Genomic DNA, 22,816 nt, shown 5'->3' with positions numbered 1-22,816 from the left:
GGTAGCGGCCTTATCAGACTAGTCAGCTTCATCAAGAGCCCCTAGCAGGCGTTAAGATTATAGATGGAGGAGAGAACATTAGAACGGTGATATCATTGAGAAAAAGCCAGCGACTGGCGGGCCTCTGTGCACCCCTAATTGGGTTAGGTGGGATTTTCATTGCAATAATCATAAACCGCTCCTGGTGGAGCCTGACCGACAACGCCATAAGCGACCTTGGAAAAGTTGGGTTACCTTACAACTGGGTGATGAACCTTGCGCTCATTGCAACTGCGATTTTGGGCACATACTACACGATCGGCCTCTTCGGCGAGCTCGGAAACGTAGTAGAGAAGGTAGGAGCCGGAGTATTCATTGTCGCTCTCCTATTTCTGGCTGGAATCGGCCTCTTTCCTGAGGGAACAGATCCGCACTACTACGTCAGCTGGGGCTTCTTCATAACCGGTAGTATGGGACTTCTGATAACCGGCCTCGGCCTCTGGCTCGGGGGAAGATGGGATATCGGTATTTTTACAGTTGCCGTCTTTGTGGTTGCGTGGATTCTGGCGAGATGGGCCCTCAGGAATTTTGAAGGTGTGGCAATCGCAGAGTTCATTGGGATTTTTGGGATTATACTCTGGCACTACACAGTGCTGTGGGCAGAATTCTACAAAACAGAAAAGCAGAGCAAAAATTAAGACTCTTCGTCCCACAGTACCAGCCCACTCTCCTGGAGCTTCCTCTCAAGAGGCTCGCCAAGGAGCTCCCGAATGTAAACCTCCGCAACAAAGACTTCCCCTTCAACGAGATGACCACCCCAGAGCCTTCCCTCCGAATCGCCGAGTGCGACGTGGATGTGAGCGAAGGGCTCACCATCCTTAAGGCTTATGTTCCCAGAGAGTGAAACGAGCTCGTAGATTCCTTTCAGCTCAATGACTTTGTACTGCCCTTCCTCTTCCACAAAGTAGCCGATTTTGGGATTCCTAAGACTTCCAATGGCACTCACCGTTCCAATTAAAACGTTGTTTTTTCTTGCAAATTCGTTGAGGAAGCTCAGCAGTTCCTTGCCCTCAGGAACCCTAAACAAAAAATTTCTCCCTCTTGAGAATCTCATAACTATCACCTCAAAACTAATAAGACAAGCGGGATTTAATAGTTTGGGTGAGAGAATGAACATCAAAGAAGCCGTCGCAAAGATATTCCCCGAGATTCCTGAGTTAGATGATGTTGATTTCTCTCAGTACGCCACTCCCTACGCTGCACTTCTCACCGAGTTTGAAAAAAGCGATGGCAAGGGCCTACTGGAGTTCCAGAGGTTTATTAAGGAAAACGGTGGCGAGAAAGCAGTAGTTGGAAGATTCATTATATCGCTCCTTCAGTATCTGCTCATAAGGTACCGCAGGTACGGTGAACGGGAGGTAATCATTCCGTCGGTGAAAATCTTCATAACCCTAAAGGGCTGGCTGATTGAGAACGGTTATGAGAGAGACTGGCTCAACCTCTTTCACAACTTCCTAGGTTACTTGGTGGACATGATGCCACACATAGCAGAATCTGAAGACTGTGACATGGCCAACGCGTACCTCACGCTGATTCACAGCCTAACGCTCGAAGCAAAGGAAACGTTTCCGGAGGAGTATTTCCAGGAGCTGGCAGCAACGGCGGCAAAACACCTCAGAGACCTGAGGGAAAAATGCAGTATCGAGACACCTGTGCCGGAGAAGAAAAGAAAGAATCCCTGTTAACGCTCCAGCGTTACTTCTGCGTAGCTTCTCGGGTCTTCCCAGATTTTCACTTTTATCTTTCTCACGTTGTCCCCGGCTTTTTCAGCTATCCTCTCCGCGAACCACTCGGCTATGTATTCCGCAGTAACGTTGGGCTTGTCAAGGACGACCGCTTCATTCTCGGGGAGCTCCAGACGCTTGCCGTTCTTTTCGATGATTATCAGGCCGTTTTTTCTTTCTACAACCCACTCCTCGCTCACGAGAATCCTGTGGTCTAAGAGCTTAATGAGATTGCTGAGGTGGTTGAAGTCGAATATCATACCGCTTTCATTGACATCGCCCCATATCTCCACGTCAACGTTATAGGTGTGGCCGTGAATTCTAAGGCACTTGCTTTCATAGGGAAGAGCGAGGAAGTGCGAGCTATCGAAGTCCTTGTGCCAGCCGATCTTTCTCTCAGTTAAACGAAATCCCATTTTTCTCACCACTTCCGAGTAGAGCAAATTGGTTATAACAATTACTGAGCAGCTTTGGGATAGGAAAACCTATAAACCAAGCTACCTTAAGGCCACTGATAATCATGCCGATGGGAATGGGACGCGGTTGGGGAAAAGGACGGGGCAGAAGAAGAAAGATGAGGATGATAGGCTTCATCCCTCAGGTTAGACATTTCTATCCTGCGCTACCTCCCATTGGACAGCCCAAGCCACCGATTTTCATGACTTATGAGGAGTTTGAAGCCCTAAGGCTGGTTGATTTTGAGGGGTTGACCCAGGAAGAGGCCGGAAAGCGAATGGGTGTTTCAAGAGGAACAGTCTGGAGAGCTCTGAGCTCAGCCAGAAAGAAAGTTGCTCAGATGCTGGTTGAGGGCAGAGAGCTGATAATCCTTCCTCAAGGAAATGAGGTCCCAAAGGACATTGCTGAAGAAGGTCCATAAGCTGTTTGTTTGATGAAAGATCTTCTTTTATTTGAGTATTACGTTATCGGGGACGTTTTATGATTGTTTCATCTTTTAGGAAAGCCTAATTTTTGTATCGAGTGATCTCTCAAATTTTTCAGCAGATTTTTACTTTTTGAAATAGATAAAATTAAACAAATTTATAAAGTATTGTTTAAACTATTTTAAAGCCTAAATTTTTTACTTAATTTTTAGATACATTTCAATCACAATAATTTTGCAAGAAAAATATAACTTTTTAAAATAGTAAAAATTTCAAAAAATTTACCCCTTCAGAAAGAAATTATTAGGCAAAAAGAACACATTCGGAACATTGGCAGGAGGACGGTACACAGCAACCTCAATACCTTACAAAATCTACAATCAGTGCCGATAGAGGCTATCTTGAACCAAATATTAGGTTACAATTAAAGGTAGTACTAGATCCCCGCGTATAGACACCATAAATTAAGAGAGCTCAAGGAGATAACCACTTCCCTAGCCTTCACAAGAGAGACTAACCGGGTCGACTAATGCTAGAGCCCAAAGAAAGGCAGAGATACCAACATATTCCTTTATCGGACTAATACTTGAAATTGCACCAGTGGACCTGAAGCAGTACGAGGAACAGGGCGTTTGCTGACGCCCGTCACACCATAATACCATGAGTTAAGTCCAGCAGCATCCTCTAATATTTGAGCTGGAAACACCGCCCGTCACTGCATGGACTGGTCATTTCAATATACAACAATGTACACGAATTTTGGATATAATGTGCCTTATATCTAAAATCCATGGACATGCTTGAGCATCAACATGAGGCAGAAATAGATCGGCCGATGAGTGCACTGTATATACCGGCATCGCCTACATGCCCAAAGCTTTTGTTTTAGTTAAAGGCACCCATGCTGTCTGAAACAGCAGTTATTCTGTGGATATAGAGGAGACCGAATACACAAATGCCAAGACAGGTTGAAGTGATAATCATCTGCCGTGAGTATAAGGCGTTGGAGGGATACAAAACTCTCCAATTTGCACCCCAGCTTTGCTCCGAAACAAAGTTACAACTGCCATGAGCTACAAATAAAATGATCATGATGTACTTAGGAAAGATAATAGACAACACAAATAAATATCCATAGACAATCCCCGTGGCCAGACTATCCCTCCCAATCGGGCATGATGGTGTAACCATGGACATCCTTTCTGAATCAGGGATTTTTATCGATAAGATCGGGCTTCTACAGACCAAAAATTGATTACAATTAAAGGTGGTATCAATTCCAGTCGATAGAGACTATTGGTGAACTAGACTCAAAAACATTGGTGGGGGCAACTTCATTCGTCGGCATACGTCAGTCACACATCTTACCACACTAAAAATCATTGCGAAAATTACGCTAAGAAAAAGTTAAAAATTTGGATTTTTTAATATTTCAAAGAGTAATTTTTAAGTCACATAAACAAGGATTAAATTTATAATGAACTTTTACATAAATAGCACTTAAATAAAAAGCATAAAAATCACTATAATTAAACGTAGCAATTCGCCCAAAAATTTGAGAGATAAATTTGACGAGGTGGACAAAACAACAAAAACGATGTAGAGAATAAGAGACAAGAAATTAAAGCCTTACATCCCTTCTTTTCGCTCTTTCTCCCCTATATAGGCAATTACGTTATCAACTATCTGAGGCGCGAGGCCAATGTAGTTCTCCGGCTTCAGGTTCTCAAAGTCTTCCTCACTGAGGAACTTTCTGACTTCTTCACTCTCCTTCGCGATCTCCATGAGGCCCCTCTTCTCGTAGAACGCCTTCATTGCCAGTCCTCTCACCAATTCATGCGCCTCCTGCCTTCCCATGCCTCTCTCAGTAAGCTTGAGCATAAGCGGCTCGGCCATTATGAGGTTGTGAGTCATGTAGAGGTTCCTCTTAATGTTCTCCGGGAAGAACTCAAGCCCCGAGAGAACCTTCTTCATGCTCTTGAGCATCTCGTCAAGTAGAACAAAGCTCTCAGGAAGGATAACGCGTTCGACAGAGGAGTTCGTCAGATCCCTCTCATGCCATAGGGGGTTGTTGAGCAGTGCAGGAATGACGTTGGAGTAGAGAACCCTCGCCAAGCCACTCACCTTCTCGCTCCGTATGGGGTTCCTCTTGTGGGGCATTGTCGAGGAGCCCACCTGCTTCTTTCCGAAGGGCTCGCTCACCTCGAGGATTTCAGTTCTCTGGAGGTTTCTGATTTCGAGGGCTATCTTGTCGAGGGTGGAAGCTATAAGCGCGAGAACCATCATTAGTTCCGCGTAAACGTCGCGCTGGATTATCTGGCTGCTTATTCTGGCAGGTCTGAGATCGAGATCCTCCATGACGAGACGCTGAATTTCGAGGCCCTTATCGCCAAAGGACGCCATCGTTCCAACTGCACCGCTCATCTGGCCAACCAAAGCCCTTTCCTTCAGCTCCTCTATCCTGTCTATGTGTCTCTGTATCTCATCGAGCCAGAGGGCAAACTTCATGCCGTATGTTGTAGGAACAGCATGTTGCCCGTGGGTTCTCCCGATGCAGACCGTGTACTTGTGCTCCTCCGCGAGCTTCTTGAGAATTGAGCGGAGCTCCCTAAGATCCTTCTCGATTATCGCAATGGACTCCTTGATGAGAAGAGCGTTAGCCGTGTCGATGATGTCGTTTGAGGTCGCACCTAGATGAACGTACTTGCCGTGTTCGCCGCAGACCTCACTCAGGGCCTTAACGACGGCCATTATGTCATGGTGTATCTCGCTCTCTATCTCCTTAACGCGTTCGAGCTTAACCCACTTGGTGTTAGCCCTCTCAGAAATAACGCGGGCGCTCTCTTCGGGGATGTTGCCGAGCTTGGCGTGAGCCCTAGCCAAGGCAGCCTCAACATCGAGTAGCTTCTGAAGCTTGTTCTCTTCATCCCAAATTCTCCTCATCTCCTCGCTACCGTAGCGATAATCAATCGGATGAACGGCCATCCTATCACCAGGTCTATGGCAATTCTTACGGCTTAAAACATTTTGCTTTAACAGAAACATGCAGGAGCAGAGATGGACATTCGATAAATTCATTAAAGCCACAGGACTGTCCAATAACGTCAGGAAAGACCGAAAAGTATTTAACCGAAATCCCTCGAGATGCTAACGACAAAATTCCCGGAGGTGCCAAAGATGGCAGAGGAGCATGTTGTCTACATTGGAAAGAAGCCGGTTATGAACTACGTCCTCGCCGTGATAACCCAGTTCAACGAGGGCGCTAAAGAGGTCAGCGTCAAGGCTCGCGGTAGGGCCATCAGCAGGGCCGTTGACGTCGCCGAGATCGTCAGGAACAGGTTCCTCCCAGAGGTCAGGGTCAAGGAGATCAAGATCGGTACCGAGGAGCTCCCGACTGCCGACGGCAGGACTGCCAACACCTCGACCATCGAGATCGTCCTTGAGAAGCCGTGAATTTGACTTCCTTTCCTTTTACTATCGCGCGTTTCTAGATTGACTTCAACTCAGTTTGAAGCTGTGAAAAGCTTTAATATCTGCTCACAGTATTCTCCGTAGGTGGCTCCTTTGGACTACGAGACCATAGATATACACGATGAGAGAGCGAAAGAGCTCGCTCAGATTCTAATGAACGATAAAGCTATAGCCATCCTGCACCTGCTGGAAGATAGAGCCCTTTCGATGAGCGAGATAGCGAGGGAGCTGAACCTTCCCATCTCAACAGTCTCGTACCATATTGACAAGATGCTCAAGGTGGGACTCGTTGAGGTCGCTGGCAAAAAGTACGGCAAGCGTTTGCAGGAGGTAAAGCTGTACAGTGCCTCAGACAGACCTATTCTACTCGTCCCAAGAAAGAGCGTCTCCAAGATTAAGAGAAAATCTGTTCTCGGCTTTGAGAAGCTCCACGTGATAAGTTTGGCCGTCGCGGGGATGATGTCGGCCGGCGTCTACAAGGCCTCAACGAACTTTCTGAGTCCAAAGGACATACCCACTTATAGCAATACGACTCAATTGGGAAACTTTACTGTGATGGAAGCGGGCAGGGAAATAACCGTGCTCACAACCAACACCACGCAGGGAACAACTACCACACCATTAATGCAGACTTCTGCTTCGGCCCTTCCAGTGGTGCTCTCCCTTGCAGCGTTCATCTTAACGTTTCTCCTCGTCTCGTATCTTTTGAAGCGCAGGCGCTGAGGAAAGGTTTTTAAGTTTCTCATCTAACTCCCATTAGTGAGGTGATAAAATGGCACCGAGAATTGCCGTGGGACAAGTAGTTAAAAGGAAAGCAGTAATAGTCAAACCGGACGATACAGTCCACAGAATCGCCAGAATACTCTCAAGAAACAAGGTCGGAAGCGCTGTCGTCGTCAAGGACGACGAAATCGTTGGAATAATAACCGACAGGGACATACTCGACAAGGTCGTGGCAAAAGGTAGGGATCCCAAAGACGTTAAAGTCGAGGAGGTAATGACCAAGAACCCTGTAACGATAGAGGATGACTACGAGGTACAGGATGCCATCGATAGGATGATGGACAAGGGCATAAGAAGGCTCCTCGTTACCCGCTTTGGAAAGCCGATAGGGTTCGTAACTGCTGCGGATCTTCTCGCAGCGCTCAATACCTATGCCAGCGAGGCTGAAGAGGCAGCTGAGGAGGAGCCCGAGCCAGAGGCAGACGTCTATGGAATCTGCGAGCTCTGTGGTCAGTATGGTTCGCTCTACAAAGTCTACATCGAGGGCGGCGAGAAGTGGATCTGCGAGAGCTGCAAGGACTCCTTAAACCTTTAACCGCCCCTTAGCTCTTTCATAACTTCATCCATTACCCCAGTGAAGACTCTGTTTCTGTTCTCGACGCTCAGTGTGTAGAGTTTTCCAAGTGGCCTGAACTTGTCCGCAAAGCGTCTGTGAACCACCGCCAGAAGCGGCTTTTCTGACTTCAGGACTTCTCCCACAATCCGTACAAACTCATCGCTCATATACTCCATCGGGCCAATTTCATCAATAACTATCAAATCTGCCTCGATTAAAGCTCTCCTTATCGCGGAAACGCCAACGCGATTGAGCTCGTCAACATGGACTACGTATTTTCCTATCCTTGGCCGGCCGTTTCCGACCCATGCGAGGGTTCCCTCCTCACCCGTGTCGAGGGCTGTTATCTTGAACCCCATTCTCCTACCGCGCTCCCTTACTTCTTGAGTTATCATGCCGCCGACGATGTAGCCCCAGCGGTCGACTTCCCTAGCAACTCTGCTCACAAGCGTCGTCTTCCCAACTCCTGCTGGGCCGGTTATGAATATCCTCATTGTCACCACCGAACGAGTTTTAAGCTTCCTCCTTAAACCCTTTAGGGTGGTCGTGATGGAGCTGAAGTATAAACCGGAAGAGCTCACGAGGCTCCCGAGGAGCGTTATCTACAAGAGCGGAAAGGTTAAGCTCATAGACCAGCGTCTTCTTCCAAGGGAGTTTAAGGTCATCGAGCTGATGACGGTTGATGAGGTTGCGAGGGCGATAGTTACGATGCAGGTGCGCGGGGCGCCGGCGATAGGGGCCGCAGCAGCCTTTGGCCTGGCCCTCTACGCTGAGACGACAAAGGCAAAGACCAAAGATGAGTTCATGGACGGTTTCTACCACGCATATGACACTCTCAGGAATACGAGGCCAACAGCCGTAAACCTCTTCTGGGCACTTAACAGGGTTAAAAAGGTGGTTGAGGAACACAGAGAGGATTCACTCGACGAGATAAAGCGCCTCATAGTTGAAGAGGCGCAAAAGATAGCGGACGAAGACGTGGAAGCAAACCTCAGGATGGGTCACTACGGTGCCGAGGCCCTGCCGGAGGGCAATATCCTGACCCACTGCAACGCCGGAAGTCTGGCGACCGTCCATCTTGGAACCGTTGGCGCCGTGCTGAGGGTCATGAACAGGGAAGGAACCCTCAGGCTCCTCTGGGTTGACGAGACAAGGCCCGTCCTTCAGGGCGCAAGGCTCTCAGCATGGGAGTACCACTACGACGGAATTCCACTCAAGCTTATAAGTGACAACATGGCTGGCTTCGTGATGCAGCAGGGAAAGGTTGACGCGATTATAGTCGGTGCGGACAGGATAGTGGCAAACGGCGACTTCGCCAACAAGATAGGGACCTACACCCTCGCAGTTCTGGCCAAAGAGCATGGAATTCCTTTCTTCACCGTCGCGCCGCTCTCGACCATAGACATGAGCCTCAAAAGCGGAAAGGAGATACCAATAGAGGAGCGCAGCAAGGAGGAGGTTCTCACCTGCGGTGGCTGCAGGATTGCTCCAGATGTCGACGTCTACAACCCTGCCTTCGACGTGACGCCGCACAAGTATCTGACGGGCATAATCACAGACAGAGGAGTCGTTTACCCGCCCTTCGAGAGAAACCTCAAGAGGCTCTTCAAGCGGGAGTGACTCTTCTCTTCTTTTACCTCCTCCACGAAGACTCCTTGAATCTCCCCGAGCTCTTCTTCAAGGGACGGCAGCAGAAGGCCGAGAAGCTCCAGCGGCTCGAGACAGGGGCAGTCAATTGAATAAGTAAAGTCCTTATCTCCAAGTTCTACCCTGACGCTAACACCGCCCTTGTCTTTGCGCACCACGAAGGGAGCGCTGCAGTTCTTTCCAACGATCTTACCTCTCACGAGCATCGATGAAGAAAAAGAGCGCGAAGATTAAAGCGTTTCCCAATCCAAAGGTTAAAAACCGGAAGTTCAGAAAATAAAATGCTCGCAACTAATTCAATCCCTGTTTAAGAAGCGAGAACGTTAAAAGCACCTGAGCATAGGGAATCACGGTGGTGCCCATGTTCTGGCTGAAGACGAGGATAGTCGAAGGGGAGGGAAGCCTAAGCCACCTCTCCAAAGCAGTGAAGGGTTACGAACGCGTTCTGATTCTCTCATCCCGCTCAATGAAAAGACACGGCTTCCTGAAGGAGGCCGAGGACTATGTGAAGGAGGGCGGGGCCGAGGTCTTCTCGATAGCAGGCCTTCCGGCAGAGCCAAGTGTGGAAGTCATAGAGGAGTTCCTGCCAAAGGTCAGGGAGTTTAACCCGGATCTTCTGGTGGCGTTGGGTGGCGGAAGCGTCATAGACACTACCAAGGCGCTGAAGGTCTTCTATGATGCTCCAGAAGTTGAGTTCGAGGAGATAGCCTTCATCGACCGCTTCTCCAAGCCAAAGCCGGTTCCTAAGCTTAAAACTCCACTGATAGCGATACCTTCAACAAGCGGCGCCGGAAGCGAGGTATCTGCTGCGAGCGTCCTCAAGAAGGGTGACGTGAAGTACAACATCGTCACTCCCGAAATAGCGCCGGATATAGCTATTCTTGACCCGAGGCTGCCAAGAACAATGCCGGCCGAGGTTGCGAGAAACTCCGGGTTAGACGTACTCGTTCACGGGATAGAGGCCTACACAACGAAGGTCGCAAACCCCTTCAGCGACGCGATGGCGATAAAGGCGATAAAGACTGTCTACAAGTGGCTGCCCCTGTCGGTTAAGGGCGACGAGGACGCGAGGGCAAAAGTTCATTACGCGGCCACGATGGCTGGTATAGCGTTTCTTAACGCTCGTCTCGGCCTCTGCCATGCCATGAGTCACAAAGCTGCTTGGATAGGTCCCCACGGCCTGCTCAACGCGATATTCCTGCCGTACGTCATGGAGTTCAACATGAGGAACGACTACGCGAGGAAGCGCTACGCGGAGATAGCGAGGGAGCTGGGCTTCTCGAGTGCCAAAGATTTAGTGGAAGTCGTTAAGGAGCTAAACGAGATGCTCGGCGTTCCGAAGCTGAGCGAGCTGGTTGACGAAGAAACTTTCGTGAGCAGGGTCGAGGAGATGGCGGAGAAGGCCTACCGCGACGGACTTGTTTACTTCAACCCGGTGGAGCCCAAGCCCGAGGAGATAAGGGAGCTGTATCTAAAGGCCTTCTACGGGGAGTGATTTTATAAACTCCCCCTTCCTTCTCTCATCATGCACCTTCTCCTCAAGAAGATCATCAGGGAGCGCTTTGGAAAGCTCAACGAGCTTCAGATGAAAGCTTTTCGTGAGGTTAGCTCCGGGAAGAGCGTTTTAATCATCGCCCCCACAGGCTCGGGAAAGACCGAGGCGGCCGTTCTGCCCGTCTTCAACGCCATCCTTAAGGAAGGCCTCAAGCCAATCTCCGCCCTCTACATCGCTCCCCTAAAGGCCCTCAACAGGGATCTGCTCGAGCGCCTGGAGTGGTGGGGAGAGAGGCTTGGAATAAGCGTCGAGGTGAGGCACGGGGACACTTCTGCCTACAAAAAGGCCAAGCAGACGAAGAACCCGCCTCAGATGCTCATCATTACCCCCGAGACTCTTGGCGTTATTCTAACGGTAAAATCACTCCGAAAAGCTCTGGAGAACGTCAGGTTCGTCATTGTTGACGAGATAGCCGAGCTGGTCGACAACAAGCGTGGGGCACAGCTCCTGCTGAACCTTGAGAGGCTGGCAGAGATAGCGGACTTCAAACGCGTCGGAATGACCGCGACGGTCGGCAACGAGGACGAGGTAAGGGAGTGGCTCGGGGCGGAAACGATAGTCAAACCCAGCTGGAGAAAAGCGTACCGCTTTCACGTGCTCTATCCGAGGCCGGAGGAGAAGGACTTCAAGCTCGCGGAGGAGCTGAGCCTGACCCCCGATGTGGCCGCCCGTCTCAGAACTCTTTGGGAAATAGTCGAAGAGCATGGAAAGGCGCTGATATTCACCAACACCAGGCAGTTCGCCGAGATTCTGGCCCACCGTCTGAAGGCCTGGGGCAAGCCAGTTGAAGTTCATCATGGAAGCCTCTCGAAGGAGGCTCGTATAAAAGCGGAAAGGGCCTTGAAGGAGGGCAAAATCAAGGCTCTCATCTGCACGTCCTCGATGGAGCTGGGAATTGACATAGGGGACGTAGACGTTGTCATTCAGTACATGAGCCCGAGACAGGTGAACCGCTTGGTTCAGCGTGTGGGGAGGGCAAAGCACAGGATTGGCGAGGTCAGCGAAGGATACGTCATCACCTCCAACGTTGAGGACTACCTTCAGAGTCTAATCATAGCCAGGCGCGCGCTGGAGGGAAGATTTGAGGCTGTAAAGCCGATTGGCGGCCTCGACGTTTTGGCCCACTTCCTCGTTGGGCTTCTTATCGAGTACAAACGCATGCCGAGGGAAAGACCCTACGAGATAGCGAGGCGAGCTTACGTTTACAGGGAGCTTAAATGGGAGGACTATCTCGATGTTTTGGGAATCCTCGAGGACGCTCGTCTAATTGGCTACGACGAAGAAACTGGTCTGCTCTACCTCAAGCGCGGGGCTTTCCAGTACTACTACGAGAACCTCTCGACGATCCCGGACGAGGTTTCCTGGCGCGTCTTCGACGCAGGGAGCGGACACATAATCGGACGGCTCGACGAGAGCTTCGTTATGGACCTGGAGGAAGGAATGGAGTTCGTGATGAACGGGAGGAGCTGGATAGTGCTCAAGATTGATGAAGAGGCGAAATTGCTGAAGGTGCGCGAGAGCAAGAGCCTAGAGAGTGCAATACCGAGCTGGGAGGGTGAGATGATTCCCGTTCCCTTCGGTATTGCCCTTGACGTGGGAAGGTTGAAGCGGGAGCTGGCCTTTGACTTCAAACGGGCTTTAGAGCTTCTGGAAGGCGTGAACTTCAGCGAGGAGGAGCTCAGACGGGCTTTTGAGGGGATAAAGGATGAACTCTTCTCAACCGACAGGGATATTGTGATAGAGAGCACGCCGAAAGCGCTCGTAATCCACGCTGACTTCGGCAACAGGGCGAATGAAGCCCTCGGCCGGCTGGTTCATTCCTTCCTGATCCTGCGCTACGGCAGGGTCTTCTCCGTGAGAAGTCAGGCCCACGCTATAGTATTCAAGACGCCCTTCCAGCTGAACCCGAGCGAGGTCAAGCGCTACCTCTACCAGGAGCCGGAGGCACTGGAGTTCATCGTTGCGCGCTCGCTGAGGGACTCCCACGCCTACCGCTGGAGGATGATGAACGTCGCCAAACGCTTTGGCGCACTTAGGAGGGACGCAAAGATAAGGAGAATCGAGCGGCTCTTCGAGGAGACGGTAATCGAGAGGGAAACCCTGAACGAGCTGTACCACGACAAGGTTGATGTTAAGAGAGGTGAAGTCGTTCTGAGCATGCTCAAAGCTGGAAGCTTGCGCGTGAAAACTGAACTGAGGAGAGAGCCGTCAAGGCTGGCGAGGCTTAACATGAGCGTCGGAGGCGAGTTCCTGATCGGAGGAGAGCTGGAGAGGGACGAGATACTTGAGCTGTTCAAGAGAAGGCTCCTCGACCATGAGGTTGTCTTGGTCTGCACCAACTGCGGCTGGAGCTCAAAAACAAGAGTTTCACGCCTGAGGGAAAGAATCAAGCACTGGGAGTGCCCAAAGTGCGGCTCGAGGATGCTGGCAGTTGCCCATCCGATTGACGCGGAGGAGTTCATGCCCGTTCTCAAAAAGGTCAGGTACGGCGAGAGGCTCGAAAAGAAAGAGGAGAGGGCTTACAGGAAGCTCCTGAAGGCCGCTGATCTGATCGATTCCTACGGCTTCGACGCTGTTCTTGCTCTGGCGAGCTACGGAACGGGACCGGACACTGCGGCGAGGCTTCTGAGCCAGTACAGGGGAGAGGCACTCCTCGTGGCCCTAATGGAGCGTGAGAGAGAGTTCATAAGGACCAGGAGATTCTGGGTGGATGTAAAGAAGGAGGAAGAGAAGAAGTCTGAGGAATAATGGGTTCCACAAATTATCTGTTGGTGGATCAGTTAAGGCCGTAATGCGAAGGGAAAGTAAAAAGAAGGGAAACCTCAGCTCTTTCCAAAAATCTCATTCAAGGCCTTCAAAAACTCACTTGCTGTAACCACGTCCCTCACATCGATGTGCTCGTTCTTTGTGTGTGAGATGTCGAGGTTACCTGGGCCGAAGACTATCGTTCTCGTTCCGTTGTACACGAAGTTTATTGCATCCGTCCAGCTCCTCATGCCGCCGAACTCGTCTATCTCCGTGGCCTCCATAGCCTTCTTAGCCAGCTGGACTATCTCCTCATCAGGTTCAAGCTCGTAGCCGTCCCATATCTCCGTGTACTCGTACTTGAGGGTGTACTCCTCAAATATTGGCTCCATAAGGTCAAGGATGTCCTCGACTTCCTGATCTGGCAGAAGGCGAGCCTCCACACGACCACGGCAGAGGGCAGGGATAAGGTAGTATGGGTTGTCGCAGACTAGCTCCTGAAGGCCGATGTGAGCGTCGAAATACTTGCCCTTCGCGTTGAAAGGTTCGAGCTTCTTGAGCTCCTCAAGCATCTTGAAGGTCTGATCTATGGCGTTGATTCCACTCTCAGGGCAGGCTCCGTGGGCCTCTTTGCCGTCGACCTCAAAGTAGGCCTCTATGTTGCCTGCGTGGGCTATGTGGACCTCTAGATCAGTGGGCTCAAGCACAACGGCCATCTTGGGCCTGTACCGCTCCATAAAGAGTGCCGAGCCTCTTCCGCCGTGCTCTTCGTCGCTGACGAAGACAATGCCGACGTTGAGATCCTTACCCTCTTTCTTAAGTTCTTCGAGCATAAGCAGAATCGCAGCTATGCCGCCCTTTATGTCGCTCGCGCCGGTTCCGTAAACGATGTTACCCCTTACAAAGGGCTCGGCCCTCATCGGTATCGTGTCCATATGGACCTCGTAGAAGAGCTCAGCGTCGGGATTGACGACGAGGTCGATTATCTCGCCGTCACTCTCGATGTGGACGTCGTAGTCCAGCTTGTGGAGGAACTCCATGATGTGAAGGGCTATCCGATCCTCGCTCCCTGAGGGGGACGGAATTTTGAGGAGGTTGAGAAGGATTTCCTTTGCTCTCTCAGTTTTCATTTGGGTCACCTAATAAAGCTCCGTGGTTGGGTTTATAAACCTCTCCTGCGTAGATTGAAGGGGCGATGAAGAGATGCATTTCTCCATATAGTTTTTTGGCACTAAAAATATAAGTTTTTAGATTTAACTATAAGGAAAAACTTATAAAAACTATAAGCAAAATTATATTGGGTGATGAAGGGGTGAGACTTAGCTCGATTATAATTAGTCCAATGTTCAATTCTGCTCAAAGGGAGCAAGTATTTGTAATAACAACAGAAGAATTCGCAAAAATGCTTAGTTTCCTCAGGAATATACTAAACAAAAAGACTTACTCAAACTATAGGACTGTATATAACAGGTTCGTGAAGTTCTTGATGACAGACACAAATGTGAAGAGAAAGTTTCTCGGGGAGATTGAAGTTAATAGCAAGTCAATAAAGACATACGAGTTCTATATAACACAGCAGAATGTTCAGGAGTTCCTCCTCAAACTCTGGTATGAAGTTGATAAGACATCTTATGAGAAATATAAGAGCTCGCTCTTACAAGGCGCACTGAAGTCAGGAAGAAAAGACTTCTATCTTTTCCTCCTTGATGCAAGTTTGATGCCACTTCCAGCCAAACACAAACACTTGTCGCTCTTTGAATTTGAGAGCGAGGCGAGGGAAGAAGAGAAGTGGGAAGCAACACTTGAAGACATCATGACAATCTTCGAGAACCTCGAAATAGCATACAAAGACAAACAGCTCGGAAGGGGGAGATATGAGAAACTCAAGACAATGCTTATACTTGATATCACAACTTTCGCAAGAGCGAGTGAGATTAACTATCTCTATATTGACAGTGAAGGATGGGCGAGGATTCCGCTTTTGAAAGTTAGTGAAGGTATTGAAAAGAACTACAAACTAATTCCTGTTCATCCCCGCATCATCGATATATACACTGAATACAGGAGAAAGCATGTCAAGGAAGGTGCTGAATACCTATTCTATGCGAACCCTGAGAAAGAGCTATACAAAAATGAAGTTATGCGGAAGATTTTTAGTGACGAAAATGGTAATGTCGTTGGTTTTCGAAGAATTAGGCACTTTTACACTTCATACCTCCGGGAAAAACTGAGGGATGAGACCCTTATCAAAACTCTTGTCGGACACACGACCGATGTATTACACATGAATTATATCTCAAGAAAGAGATACTTTGAAATGACTGACCATCAATTCAAGAAAACAAGAAGAGAGGTTGTGCTTGAAATTCAAGAAGAGTTACTCGATATTTTCGGAATCCTGTGATGTTCGCTTTTTCTTTCTCTTCAGTTTGTGAAGAGCCATCCTTCTCGCTTTGATTGATGCAAGTTCGATATATACTTCCTCTGGATTTTCATCAAGTTTTTCTTTGAGATATTTTAATGCAATCTGTATAATGTCAGAATAAGCGAATGGTTCGCCGAACTCCTCTTTGAGATATTGTTTCTGTGCATTCAAGATTCTATATGTCTCCTCTGTGAGCTGTATGACCTCAACCATCTAAACCACCAATATAATATTGCCAATAATAGTAATAAAAATGTTTTGCAAAAACACATAGTCTTGTTATTGAGAGCTTTTTCGGAAATTATATGTGATTAAACAACAATGAAGTTACAATAAATATCATAAAAAAACTATAGAAAAATTTATAAACAAACCCACATAATAATATCATGAAAGCACATAGAGAGCATCACAAAATGCCTGAAGAAAAAGTTTGACTTTACTGAACTCAACATCAACTACACATCCCCACTGTCGTGCCTTAAATGTTTTCAACCTTAAATAATGGTGGTGAAAACATGAGCATGAGACAGGTTAGTAAAAAGCTCGATAAGATTGATATGAAAAACTGTCTCGATGTGAAGAGCGACATTGTGCTCAGTGTTCTTGTGAAGAAGCAGAACAGGAAGACTCTCACAGAAGAGTTTGCTTATTGTGGAAATGAGACATATGAACTCTCAAACAAGATGAAAAAGGCTATTCAAAAGACCTTTGGCAGAAACAGGGTCAAATTCACAGAGGTTTCGCACGACCACTGGGGCCTTCATTCAGAAGCAAGATGGGGGTATACAGATATTGTTAGATGTTAGAAGAGAGAAAAACAAACAGTATATATTGGTTCCGGGGAAATTCGAAGGATACAGGAGCAGTAGGCATATTCAGGGTGGAGAATGGTTCTTTGACCTCGATGAGAAGAACAAGATTCTCTTTATCGCATACGAGGGCTGGGGAGAGCGCTATTCGCATGGCCAGCGTTTCGGATTCATCATCTTTTTCGACAAAACAGTCAATGAGTTTGTTAAATACAGAGTCAGCTCAAAACTCGCCAGTATTGATGAAGCACTCGAATTTTTGATTCCAGCCGCTGTCAAAAAGGCAGTAAAGAGTGGTAAAAAGGTCTACAGGTGCGGAAACAAGTTTTATGTCGAAACAAAGCGGGGCATAAAGGAATACTACATGAAGACTCTTTGAGCGCTTTTTCTCCCAATTATTGTAATCATATTTCGTGCATAAGTTTTATTAACACTCATGCACAATACATCTCGGTGAGCAGTTATGAATGAGCACTCTTTCGCAGAGTTTGTCATAAAAAGAGTTAGCAGAGAGCTTGAACTCACGAATTATGAGATTGAAAGACTGAAAGAGCTACTAAACAAGCAGTGTTTGACTGAAAGCGAGAAACATGAACTAAACAAGCTTGCGACAGACATTGTCTACAAACTATTCGAACAGCTCGACAAAGAATTCGCACAAGAAGACAGAGATGGGCTCTATCTCATTGAAGACGACTTTAAAGAACTGAAACTGATAAGAAATGTGCTAATAATCGAGGATACTGCATCAATTGAGCGTGAGCATTTTGCTGTGATGTTCAGATACAAAGCATTTTTTGAGATTAATGAAAACAAACTTCATCTGTTTCACTTGAAAATTGAGACAATAACAGCTCAAGATTTTGCGGACGAATACATGAGTGCAAGCGACAACAAGAAGCGAGAGCTTGTCAGTGTCGTGCTAAACCAAAAGTAACAATAAATATATTGTGAGAGCATGAAGGTCGATGACATTATTAAAACATCAGAAGCACTTGCACATCACTACAAAAATGAGCTGAGCGACAACAGAATTTCAAAGTTCGAGCTCGACGACTTGATTATAACAGTCACACGAGTTGACGCATTTTTAACATTTCTTTCAACACACTACATTGTCTCAATCATCGACAAGAAAAGTTACAAAATATATACAGTGACATTTGTGTTGCTTCACAGAGACAAAGTATTGAAGATGATTGCAGATAACCTCGAAGCAGAACTTGTGCTCGATGATGTCGAGTATGTGTATAAGCTTCGTGAGCTCGACAACATGTTTGTCTCTGTCAAATCAGTTTATAGAGCAATATTCAAGCTCGCAATTGACACAGAATTCGTGAGCGATAAACTCTTTTGTATGCTTTACCTTCTTAAGAAAAAATTGCAGTAGTCATTTGTCTTAAAATTTGTAACAAGATGATACCAATATTATGTTGGTATCGCAACTTTCAATATATTTGTTGTAAGATTTTGTAACAAAAAGCGAAAAGTTTATAAACCACACTGTAACACAATATATCGCAAGCACGATATAACACCGACCCCCAGCGGTCGGTGAAAAGAGTAGGAAAAAGCTTGGAAGAGGGCCTCCTCGGCCCTCACTTATTCCCCCAACATGTTAGAATCTGATTAGAGAGAGTAGGAAGGAAAGAGGCAGGAAGGCCGCTCTGAGAATAGACAGCTCAGAGCGCTCAGAAATAGCAGAGAGCAGACTGTATGCTAAAATCAGAGAGGATAGGGTTAGCTGATTCTGTGCAGTGATACAGTAGCAGTGATTGTGCTTAGTTGACACTTTCGATTAGGCCAGCCTAAAAATTTTAATCTCGGCGTTTCGATGAAAATTTTAAGGGCGAATTTTGAAGCTGGAGGGGCTCTGGCGGCCATCTGGCTTAAGGTGCATTCACATATATAATATATGAAGGTGGTCGAGATGAAGGGTAAGAATGTTGTTGCTGAGGGTGCTGGCGACAGCGCCCTCATGGAGGTTGTTGTTCGTGTCGGCAGGAACGAGTTTGTTGCTGAGGGCACGAGGCAAGAGGTTGTCAACAGCCTCTACGAGGAGCTCACTGAGTATCTCAGCAGTATCGCAGAGAACGAGAGCGAGCTTGAGGCCGCAAGGATTCTGCTCGTCTGCGGGCTTGAGAAGGAGCTCAGGAAGCTCGACGACGAGCTCGCAAACAAGCTCAACCTGTGGCTCTGGAGCTACATACTGATTTACGAGGACGAGGACACATACATCGACGCACTCGAAAAGATGGAGTGCAAGAGCTATGAGAGAGCAAAAGTGACCATCGAGGAATACGAATATATTCTAAACGAATTCAGTGAGGATGAGTTCATCGAGAACATATACGATATCATCGAGAAGCTCTACGATGAGTTTGCAGAGACAGTCAACGATGAGGACTACCACGGGCCAGAGGGGGAGCTCGCAGTCGCATGGGTCGAGCTTAATAGTCCACTCGTCGTCTTCAGTAAGAACACAGGGCGCATCTTCCCAGTTACAGAGATTAGTGTCATAGCATCGGACTGGGGCAACATCAGAGAATTTAGTGTTAGACTCGGCGACGAGATTGCACACATTGCCACAATCGATGAGCTGAGAACCGTAGCAGAAACGCTGATTAAGCTACTGATAAAGAGATACGCAATTATCGATTATGAAAATGAGCTCATAATAGTCACTCAGAAAGAATTCAAGGAAAAGCTCACCGAGGGGGTGGAGTGCGAATGACCGCCCCTCTCAAACTTTCTTTTTCTAAATACCGCTCAATCGTCCGCTCATACAACATTTCAACATCAGTCGCTATCACAATTCCGGCTTGGGCGATGGGCTGGCTGATTAGCGGAAACAGCGAGCTTTTTGTGTTCATTTACAAAAACAAACTCTACATAACCGAGAACAGGAAAAAAGCGATGGAGATGCTCGAAAAAGCTGACAAAGTGCATGTGACGAGAGCTCAGTTGAACAGAGGGCGCTACCCATTCTTTTATGCAGGAAAACTGCTCTTCAAGCTCGGCTGGAGAGTCGGGGAAGAGCTCGAAGTGTATCACGAAAATGGCTTCCTCGTATACGAGCCCCTCAAAGCGGCTTGGGGTGAGGCAGAATGAGCAAGATGGACAAGATAGTCGCCTATCTCAAGAAGTTCTACGAGAAGAGGCAAGAAGGGGCGAGGGGTTTTTACATCAGCGTATCAAACGCCGTTTGGAGCGATATCTTCGTTTCATTCGAGGAATTGGAGCAGGGAAAACTCCCGCTCAACGAGGGGTGGCTCAAGAGCGCTGATATTTACCACTCCATCTTCACCTTCCGCACGGGCGAGGGGAGGAAAGCGGAGAACGCAATACCGAAAACGAGCTATCTCGTGTTTGATATTGAGAAGAGCGGCCATGAGGAGGCATCAAATGAAGAAATACAGAAGGTTGCAAAAGAACTCATTGAATACTTCGAAAAGAGAGGCATAGATGTGGCGATAAAGCTCAGCGGGCGTGGAATACACCTTTACATCGCTGTCGAGCTCGATTTGAACAAAAAAGAACACTTCGAGCTCTACAAGAACATTAGAGAATACATCAACGCTATACTGCCTCAGGGCTGGCACTCAGATAACATAAACGATTTTGCACGTGTTGTCAGAGTCCCATACAGCCGAAACATGAAAAACAACAAACTAGTCCTATGGTTTAACAAGGATATCAGCGAACTCAGGGAGATAGAATTTGAAAAGCTCTGGGAGATTTATCAGGAGCTCAAAGAACTCCATGAGAAAGAGCAGAGGGCGAAGAGGGAGACAGAGAAGGAATTCACCGAGGATGGAGTCCTTGAGTTCGATGAGTTGAAACTCGATGAGCTTGCGAAAGAGCTCGCACTGTTGTGGAAAGATTATTGGGTCACAGGGGTCAGGCATTACCTCTCCCTTACACTGGCCGGCTTCATAAGAAAGAACACGGCCCTTAATGAGGAACAGGCTGTAGAATTGTTCTCAAAGTTCATCCAACTTGTCGGTGATGAAGAAGAGAAAGACCGCATCAGGGCGGTCAGCGATACTTATTCAAAGAGAGAGATAGCGAGTGTCTCCATACTCATCAGGAAGGGTGATGACAACAAGTATGAGCTCACCGGCGTCGGGAAGACACTCGCATCTGTGCTGAGGGTCAGCGACGAGGAGATGGTAGAGAGGTTGGTCAAGTTGTTCGAGGATACTCTCGAACTCATGAGAAAGTATTCAGTCGCCAAGCTCAAGAGAAGCCTCATCGGGAGGGTCTGGATTAAGAAAGGAAAGACAAAGATGGTCGCAATAGAGGTTTACAGGGACAGGGTTGTAGTAGCAACATACAAGAGATTCCCAGATACACTTGAGAGGGTCGAGGAGGAAGTTGTCATAAATGCATCCCTGAGGCTCCTTGATGCGAGGTTACTCATATCAGACAATGAACAGCAGGCACTCTTTACTCTGAAGGTGAGCAATGACAAGCTCAAGAACATCCTCATCGAGCAGAAAGATATCGAGGAGATTGCGAAAACCCTAATAAAAGTGGGTGTTTCACTCGCCAAAAACAAGAGCGAACTGGTCAGGGTCGTGCAGGCGACAATATTCATACTTATGAAAGCATTCAACATCGAGTTCGACTACATCCACACAGCTTTCGATGTGTGGTTCGATGAGAGATACTACATCACAAATGCCTACATCAACCCCGAGACAAATTCAATCATTGATGTGGACAAATACATCAGGACAGCCCAGCTCAGTGATTTTGTGAAGTTCATCGAGATTCTCAATGATATCAGTGATGATGGGCTCCTGCTCGCCTTCAGCGGTCAGATAATGAGCACACCCTTCACATTCGAGACTCAATTGAAGCCTTTGCTCTGGCTCTGGAGCTACTCACCCGGCATCGGAAAGAGCACACTGACAAGTAAGCTACTCAGAAGACTGTTCCTCATCGAGCCGAAAACACAAGATGCTCTTGGGAGTGAACACACTATCTACAGGTTCTTGAGGATGACAGAGAACCGCCTGCCGGTGGTTATAGATGATGTTACAAGCATCCCAGCAAGCTTTGCAGGAATTTTAAAGAGCTATGGGACAGGGAATGAGTATTTCTACAGGGGAACAGGAAATATCAGGAAGGATATAAAGTTTAGGACAAGGGCCACACTCATCATCACAGCGAACAGCCCCTTCAGGGCTGGTGATGATGCTGTCATGAGCAGAATTATCAATGTTCACATACAAGACTATATATTCAAGCACTCAGACACGACAAAACTCATAAAAGAAATTCCATACGGCCTCGGATATGCTGTTTATGGCCTCATAGTCGATGAAATGAACAGGCGGGGAAGGAGGTTTAGCGACTATGTTGAGCTCTTCGCAAACACAATAACTGCCGATATCGACTACCGCAGAAAACTCATCTGGGGACAGCTTCTCACAGGCTTTTCACTGCTATACAGTGTCGTGAAGAGGATTTATGATGAAACAGGCATCCCAGAGCTCGGAGATTTCATCAGGAGGGCAGAACGCATCCTCAATGAGGACTACAACAAAATCATCGAGGAGTTCGATGTGAGGAGCACAGATGATGAGATAGTAGTCGAGGCTGTTGAGAAGCTCATAGCGAATGCGAACCTCTTCGACAAGGACAAGAAGAGTGTCTTCATCACAATCGAGGATTTTGCCCTACTGAAGAGGAGCTATGAGCCTCTCGCAAACTTCACCTCGCTCTGGGCACTTCAGAAACAACTCGAAAAGCTTGCGAGTGACTATGGGATAAAGGACAGGGTCGCATACAGGACAACTATTCAGGCCGGTGTCAGAACTGTCGGAGTCATTAAGATAAACATCGAAGCTTTCAAGGAGCTCAAGAAGAAGGTTGAACAGGCAAGCTGGGATGAACTGGACTGGGAAATTCATGAGATAATTTCCGAAGTGATGTGAACAAACTCCTCTCTTCTTCCTTATTTCCCTGTTTGGAGCTTGTTTAGGCCTCCGATAGTTTTTCGAATAGAGAGTTATAACAACTTCATTCTCGAAATGAAGGGGGAATTATATACTTAAACAAGATTTCGAGGTTTGTTATCATTTTATTTTCAAAATAGAGGGATATAAACAGTTTAAACAAATAAACATTCGAACAACCAATTCGAAATTTTTTGATTGTTTACTTATGT

General features: G+C 47.5%; 24 protein-coding genes. 17 read left to right on the top strand and 7 right to left on the bottom strand.

Features of this window, described 5'->3' with window-relative positions; all coding sequences use genetic code 11:
* Nucleotides 1-95: 95 nt before the first annotated feature.
* On the top strand, nucleotides 96-677 hold the full coding sequence (locus tag E3E32_RS01360) for a DUF998 domain-containing protein (protein WP_167730871.1): 582 nt from the start codon (nucleotides 96-98) through the stop codon (nucleotides 675-677).
* Here the strand turns inward: E3E32_RS01360 and E3E32_RS01355 are convergent.
* Complete coding sequence (locus tag E3E32_RS01355) at nucleotides 674-1,093, bottom strand: PPC domain-containing DNA-binding protein (protein ID WP_167729866.1); 420 nt, start codon at nucleotides 1,091-1,093, stop codon at nucleotides 674-676. The genes E3E32_RS01360 and E3E32_RS01355 overlap by 4 nt on opposite strands.
* Before the next feature lie 55 nt (nucleotides 1,094-1,148).
* Between E3E32_RS01355 and E3E32_RS01350 the strand changes: the two genes are divergently transcribed.
* Complete coding sequence (locus tag E3E32_RS01350; RefSeq protein WP_167729865.1) at nucleotides 1,149-1,724, top strand: hypothetical protein; 576 nt, start codon at nucleotides 1,149-1,151, stop codon at nucleotides 1,722-1,724.
* Here the strand turns inward: E3E32_RS01350 and E3E32_RS01345 are convergent.
* On the bottom strand, nucleotides 1,721-2,179 hold the full coding sequence (locus E3E32_RS01345) for a 6-carboxytetrahydropterin synthase (RefSeq protein WP_167729864.1): 459 nt from the start codon (nucleotides 2,177-2,179) through the stop codon (nucleotides 1,721-1,723). The two genes, E3E32_RS01350 and E3E32_RS01345, sit on opposite strands and share 4 nt — an antisense overlap.
* Before the next feature lie 104 nt (nucleotides 2,180-2,283).
* Between E3E32_RS01345 and E3E32_RS01340 the strand changes: the two genes are divergently transcribed.
* Nucleotides 2,284-2,640, top strand: a complete 357-nt coding sequence (locus E3E32_RS01340) for a DUF134 domain-containing protein (protein WP_167729863.1) — start codon at nucleotides 2,284-2,286, stop codon at nucleotides 2,638-2,640.
* A 1,633-nt stretch (nucleotides 2,641-4,273) separates the two neighbouring features.
* On the opposite strand, the gene purB is transcribed toward E3E32_RS01340, so the two are convergent.
* Nucleotides 4,274-5,629: an adenylosuccinate lyase gene (gene purB / locus E3E32_RS01335; RefSeq protein WP_167729862.1), complete on the bottom strand. Its 1,356-nt coding sequence runs from the start codon at nucleotides 5,627-5,629 to the stop codon at nucleotides 4,274-4,276.
* A gap of 192 nt (nucleotides 5,630-5,821) precedes the next feature.
* On the opposite strand from purB, the gene albA reads away from it, so the two are divergent.
* The 3 genes from albA to E3E32_RS01320 all read left to right on the top strand — a co-directional run bounded on the left by albA (nucleotide 5,822) and on the right by E3E32_RS01320 (nucleotide 7,433).
* Nucleotides 5,822-6,097 (top strand): DNA-binding protein Alba, encoded by a 276-nt coding sequence (gene albA, locus E3E32_RS01330; protein ID WP_167729861.1) that lies wholly within the window; start codon nucleotides 5,822-5,824, stop codon nucleotides 6,095-6,097.
* Between the two features lie 102 nt (nucleotides 6,098-6,199).
* Nucleotides 6,200-6,838, top strand: a complete 639-nt coding sequence (locus tag E3E32_RS01325; protein WP_370456344.1) for an ArsR/SmtB family transcription factor — start codon at nucleotides 6,200-6,202, stop codon at nucleotides 6,836-6,838.
* Nucleotides 6,839-6,887: 49 nt separating this feature from the next.
* Nucleotides 6,888-7,433 (top strand): cyclic nucleotide-binding/CBS domain-containing protein, encoded by a 546-nt coding sequence (locus E3E32_RS01320; protein WP_167729860.1) that lies wholly within the window; start codon nucleotides 6,888-6,890, stop codon nucleotides 7,431-7,433.
* Here E3E32_RS01320 and E3E32_RS01315 read toward each other — a convergent pair.
* Nucleotides 7,430-7,948, bottom strand: coding sequence for an NTPase (locus E3E32_RS01315; protein WP_167730869.1), 519 nt, complete (start codon nucleotides 7,946-7,948; stop codon nucleotides 7,430-7,432). The two genes, E3E32_RS01320 and E3E32_RS01315, sit on opposite strands and share 4 nt — an antisense overlap.
* Before the next feature lie 55 nt (nucleotides 7,949-8,003).
* Here E3E32_RS01315 and mtnA point away from each other — a divergent pair, with 55 nt between their 5' ends.
* Nucleotides 8,004-9,074: an S-methyl-5-thioribose-1-phosphate isomerase gene (gene mtnA, locus E3E32_RS01310; RefSeq protein ID WP_167729859.1), complete on the top strand. Its 1,071-nt coding sequence runs from the start codon at nucleotides 8,004-8,006 to the stop codon at nucleotides 9,072-9,074.
* Here the strand turns inward: mtnA and E3E32_RS01305 are convergent.
* A complete protein-coding gene (locus E3E32_RS01305) occupies nucleotides 9,026-9,307 on the bottom strand; it encodes a hypothetical protein (protein ID WP_167729858.1) in 282 nt (93 codons plus the stop codon). The genes mtnA and E3E32_RS01305 overlap by 49 nt on opposite strands.
* Before the next feature lie 155 nt (nucleotides 9,308-9,462).
* Between E3E32_RS01305 and E3E32_RS01300 the strand changes: the two genes are divergently transcribed.
* The gene (locus tag E3E32_RS01300) at nucleotides 9,463-10,596 is read left to right on the top strand and encodes an iron-containing alcohol dehydrogenase (protein WP_167730868.1); all 1,134 of its coding nucleotides are present in this window, start codon (nucleotides 9,463-9,465) and stop codon (nucleotides 10,594-10,596) included.
* A gap of 30 nt (nucleotides 10,597-10,626) precedes the next feature.
* Nucleotides 10,627-13,404, top strand: a complete 2,778-nt coding sequence (locus E3E32_RS01295; protein WP_167729857.1) for a DEAD/DEAH box helicase — start codon at nucleotides 10,627-10,629, stop codon at nucleotides 13,402-13,404.
* Nucleotides 13,405-13,478: 74 nt separating this feature from the next.
* Here the strand turns inward: E3E32_RS01295 and E3E32_RS01290 are convergent, their stop codons facing one another.
* Complete coding sequence (locus tag E3E32_RS01290; RefSeq protein WP_167730867.1) at nucleotides 13,479-14,531, bottom strand: M20/M25/M40 family metallo-hydrolase; 1,053 nt, start codon at nucleotides 14,529-14,531, stop codon at nucleotides 13,479-13,481.
* A gap of 167 nt (nucleotides 14,532-14,698) precedes the next feature.
* Between E3E32_RS01290 and E3E32_RS01285 the strand changes: the two genes are divergently transcribed.
* Complete coding sequence (locus E3E32_RS01285) at nucleotides 14,699-15,805, top strand: hypothetical protein (protein WP_167729856.1); 1,107 nt, start codon at nucleotides 14,699-14,701, stop codon at nucleotides 15,803-15,805.
* Here the strand turns inward: E3E32_RS01285 and E3E32_RS01280 are convergent.
* Complete coding sequence (locus E3E32_RS01280) at nucleotides 15,779-16,039, bottom strand: hypothetical protein (RefSeq protein WP_167729855.1); 261 nt, start codon at nucleotides 16,037-16,039, stop codon at nucleotides 15,779-15,781. The two genes, E3E32_RS01285 and E3E32_RS01280, sit on opposite strands and share 27 nt — an antisense overlap.
* Before the next feature lie 305 nt (nucleotides 16,040-16,344).
* On the opposite strand from E3E32_RS01280, the gene E3E32_RS01275 reads away from it, so the two are divergent.
* From E3E32_RS01275 to E3E32_RS01245, 7 genes are all read left to right on the top strand, one after another.
* Nucleotides 16,345-16,635, top strand: a complete 291-nt coding sequence (locus E3E32_RS01275) for a hypothetical protein (RefSeq protein ID WP_167729854.1) — start codon at nucleotides 16,345-16,347, stop codon at nucleotides 16,633-16,635.
* A complete protein-coding gene (locus E3E32_RS01270) occupies nucleotides 16,622-17,017 on the top strand; it encodes a hypothetical protein (RefSeq protein WP_167729853.1) in 396 nt (131 codons plus the stop codon). Before E3E32_RS01275 ends, E3E32_RS01270 begins: the two co-directional genes overlap by 14 nt.
* Before the next feature lie 84 nt (nucleotides 17,018-17,101).
* Complete coding sequence (locus tag E3E32_RS01265) at nucleotides 17,102-17,575, top strand: hypothetical protein (RefSeq protein ID WP_167729852.1); 474 nt, start codon at nucleotides 17,102-17,104, stop codon at nucleotides 17,573-17,575.
* Between the two features lie 21 nt (nucleotides 17,576-17,596).
* Nucleotides 17,597-18,028: a hypothetical protein gene (locus E3E32_RS01260; RefSeq protein ID WP_167729851.1), complete on the top strand. Its 432-nt coding sequence runs from the start codon at nucleotides 17,597-17,599 to the stop codon at nucleotides 18,026-18,028.
* Nucleotides 18,029-18,568: 540 nt separating this feature from the next.
* Nucleotides 18,569-19,372, top strand: coding sequence for a hypothetical protein (locus E3E32_RS01255; RefSeq protein WP_167729850.1), 804 nt, complete (start codon nucleotides 18,569-18,571; stop codon nucleotides 19,370-19,372).
* Nucleotides 19,363-19,749, top strand: coding sequence for a hypothetical protein (locus E3E32_RS01250; protein ID WP_206205185.1), 387 nt, complete (start codon nucleotides 19,363-19,365; stop codon nucleotides 19,747-19,749). The genes E3E32_RS01255 and E3E32_RS01250 overlap by 10 nt, the downstream gene beginning before the upstream one ends.
* Entirely contained in the window at nucleotides 19,746-22,583 is a 2,838-nt protein-coding gene (locus tag E3E32_RS01245; RefSeq protein ID WP_167729848.1) for a primase-helicase family protein, read from the top strand. The genes E3E32_RS01250 and E3E32_RS01245 overlap by 4 nt, the downstream gene beginning before the upstream one ends.
* The last annotated feature ends 233 nt before the right edge of the window (nucleotides 22,584-22,816 follow it).

This window comes from Thermococcus sp. GR6, from assembly GCF_012027415.1.
Lineage (GTDB): Archaea > Methanobacteriota_B > Thermococci > Thermococcales > Thermococcaceae > Thermococcus > Thermococcus onnurineus.
This window is presented reverse-complemented; position numbering and strand designations above follow the sequence as displayed.

Bases quoted from the DNA above. Each gene is read 5' to 3' on its own strand.
- E3E32_RS01355 (WP_167729866.1), bottom strand. From the start codon at position 1,093: ATGAGATTCTCAAGAGGGAGAAATTTTTTGTTTAGGGTTCCTGAGGGC.
- E3E32_RS01350 (WP_167729865.1), top strand. From the start codon at position 1,149: ATGAACATCAAAGAAGCCGTCGCAAAGATATTCCCCGAGATTCCTGAG.
- E3E32_RS01345 (WP_167729864.1), bottom strand. From the start codon at position 2,179: ATGGGATTTCGTTTAACTGAGAGAAAGATCGGCTGGCACAAGGACTTC.
- E3E32_RS01340 (WP_167729863.1), top strand. From the start codon at position 2,284: ATGCCGATGGGAATGGGACGCGGTTGGGGAAAAGGACGGGGCAGAAGA.
- purB (WP_167729862.1), bottom strand. From the start codon at position 5,629: ATGGCCGTTCATCCGATTGATTATCGCTACGGTAGCGAGGAGATGAGG.
- albA (WP_167729861.1), top strand. From the start codon at position 5,822: ATGGCAGAGGAGCATGTTGTCTACATTGGAAAGAAGCCGGTTATGAAC.
- E3E32_RS01320 (WP_167729860.1), top strand. From the start codon at position 6,888: ATGGCACCGAGAATTGCCGTGGGACAAGTAGTTAAAAGGAAAGCAGTA.
- E3E32_RS01315 (WP_167730869.1), bottom strand. From the start codon at position 7,948: ATGAGGATATTCATAACCGGCCCAGCAGGAGTTGGGAAGACGACGCTT.
- mtnA (WP_167729859.1), top strand. From the start codon at position 8,004: ATGGAGCTGAAGTATAAACCGGAAGAGCTCACGAGGCTCCCGAGGAGC.
- E3E32_RS01305 (WP_167729858.1), bottom strand. From the start codon at position 9,307: ATGCTCGTGAGAGGTAAGATCGTTGGAAAGAACTGCAGCGCTCCCTTC.
- E3E32_RS01300 (WP_167730868.1), top strand. From the start codon at position 9,463: ATGTTCTGGCTGAAGACGAGGATAGTCGAAGGGGAGGGAAGCCTAAGC.
- E3E32_RS01295 (WP_167729857.1), top strand. From the start codon at position 10,627: ATGCACCTTCTCCTCAAGAAGATCATCAGGGAGCGCTTTGGAAAGCTC.
- E3E32_RS01290 (WP_167730867.1), bottom strand. From the start codon at position 14,531: ATGAAAACTGAGAGAGCAAAGGAAATCCTTCTCAACCTCCTCAAAATT.
- E3E32_RS01280 (WP_167729855.1), bottom strand. From the start codon at position 16,039: ATGGTTGAGGTCATACAGCTCACAGAGGAGACATATAGAATCTTGAAT.
- E3E32_RS01275 (WP_167729854.1), top strand. From the start codon at position 16,345: ATGAGCATGAGACAGGTTAGTAAAAAGCTCGATAAGATTGATATGAAA.
- E3E32_RS01265 (WP_167729852.1), top strand. From the start codon at position 17,102: ATGAATGAGCACTCTTTCGCAGAGTTTGTCATAAAAAGAGTTAGCAGA.
- E3E32_RS01260 (WP_167729851.1), top strand. From the start codon at position 17,597: ATGAAGGTCGATGACATTATTAAAACATCAGAAGCACTTGCACATCAC.
- E3E32_RS01255 (WP_167729850.1), top strand. From the start codon at position 18,569: ATGAAGGGTAAGAATGTTGTTGCTGAGGGTGCTGGCGACAGCGCCCTC.
- E3E32_RS01245 (WP_167729848.1), top strand. From the start codon at position 19,746: ATGAGCAAGATGGACAAGATAGTCGCCTATCTCAAGAAGTTCTACGAG.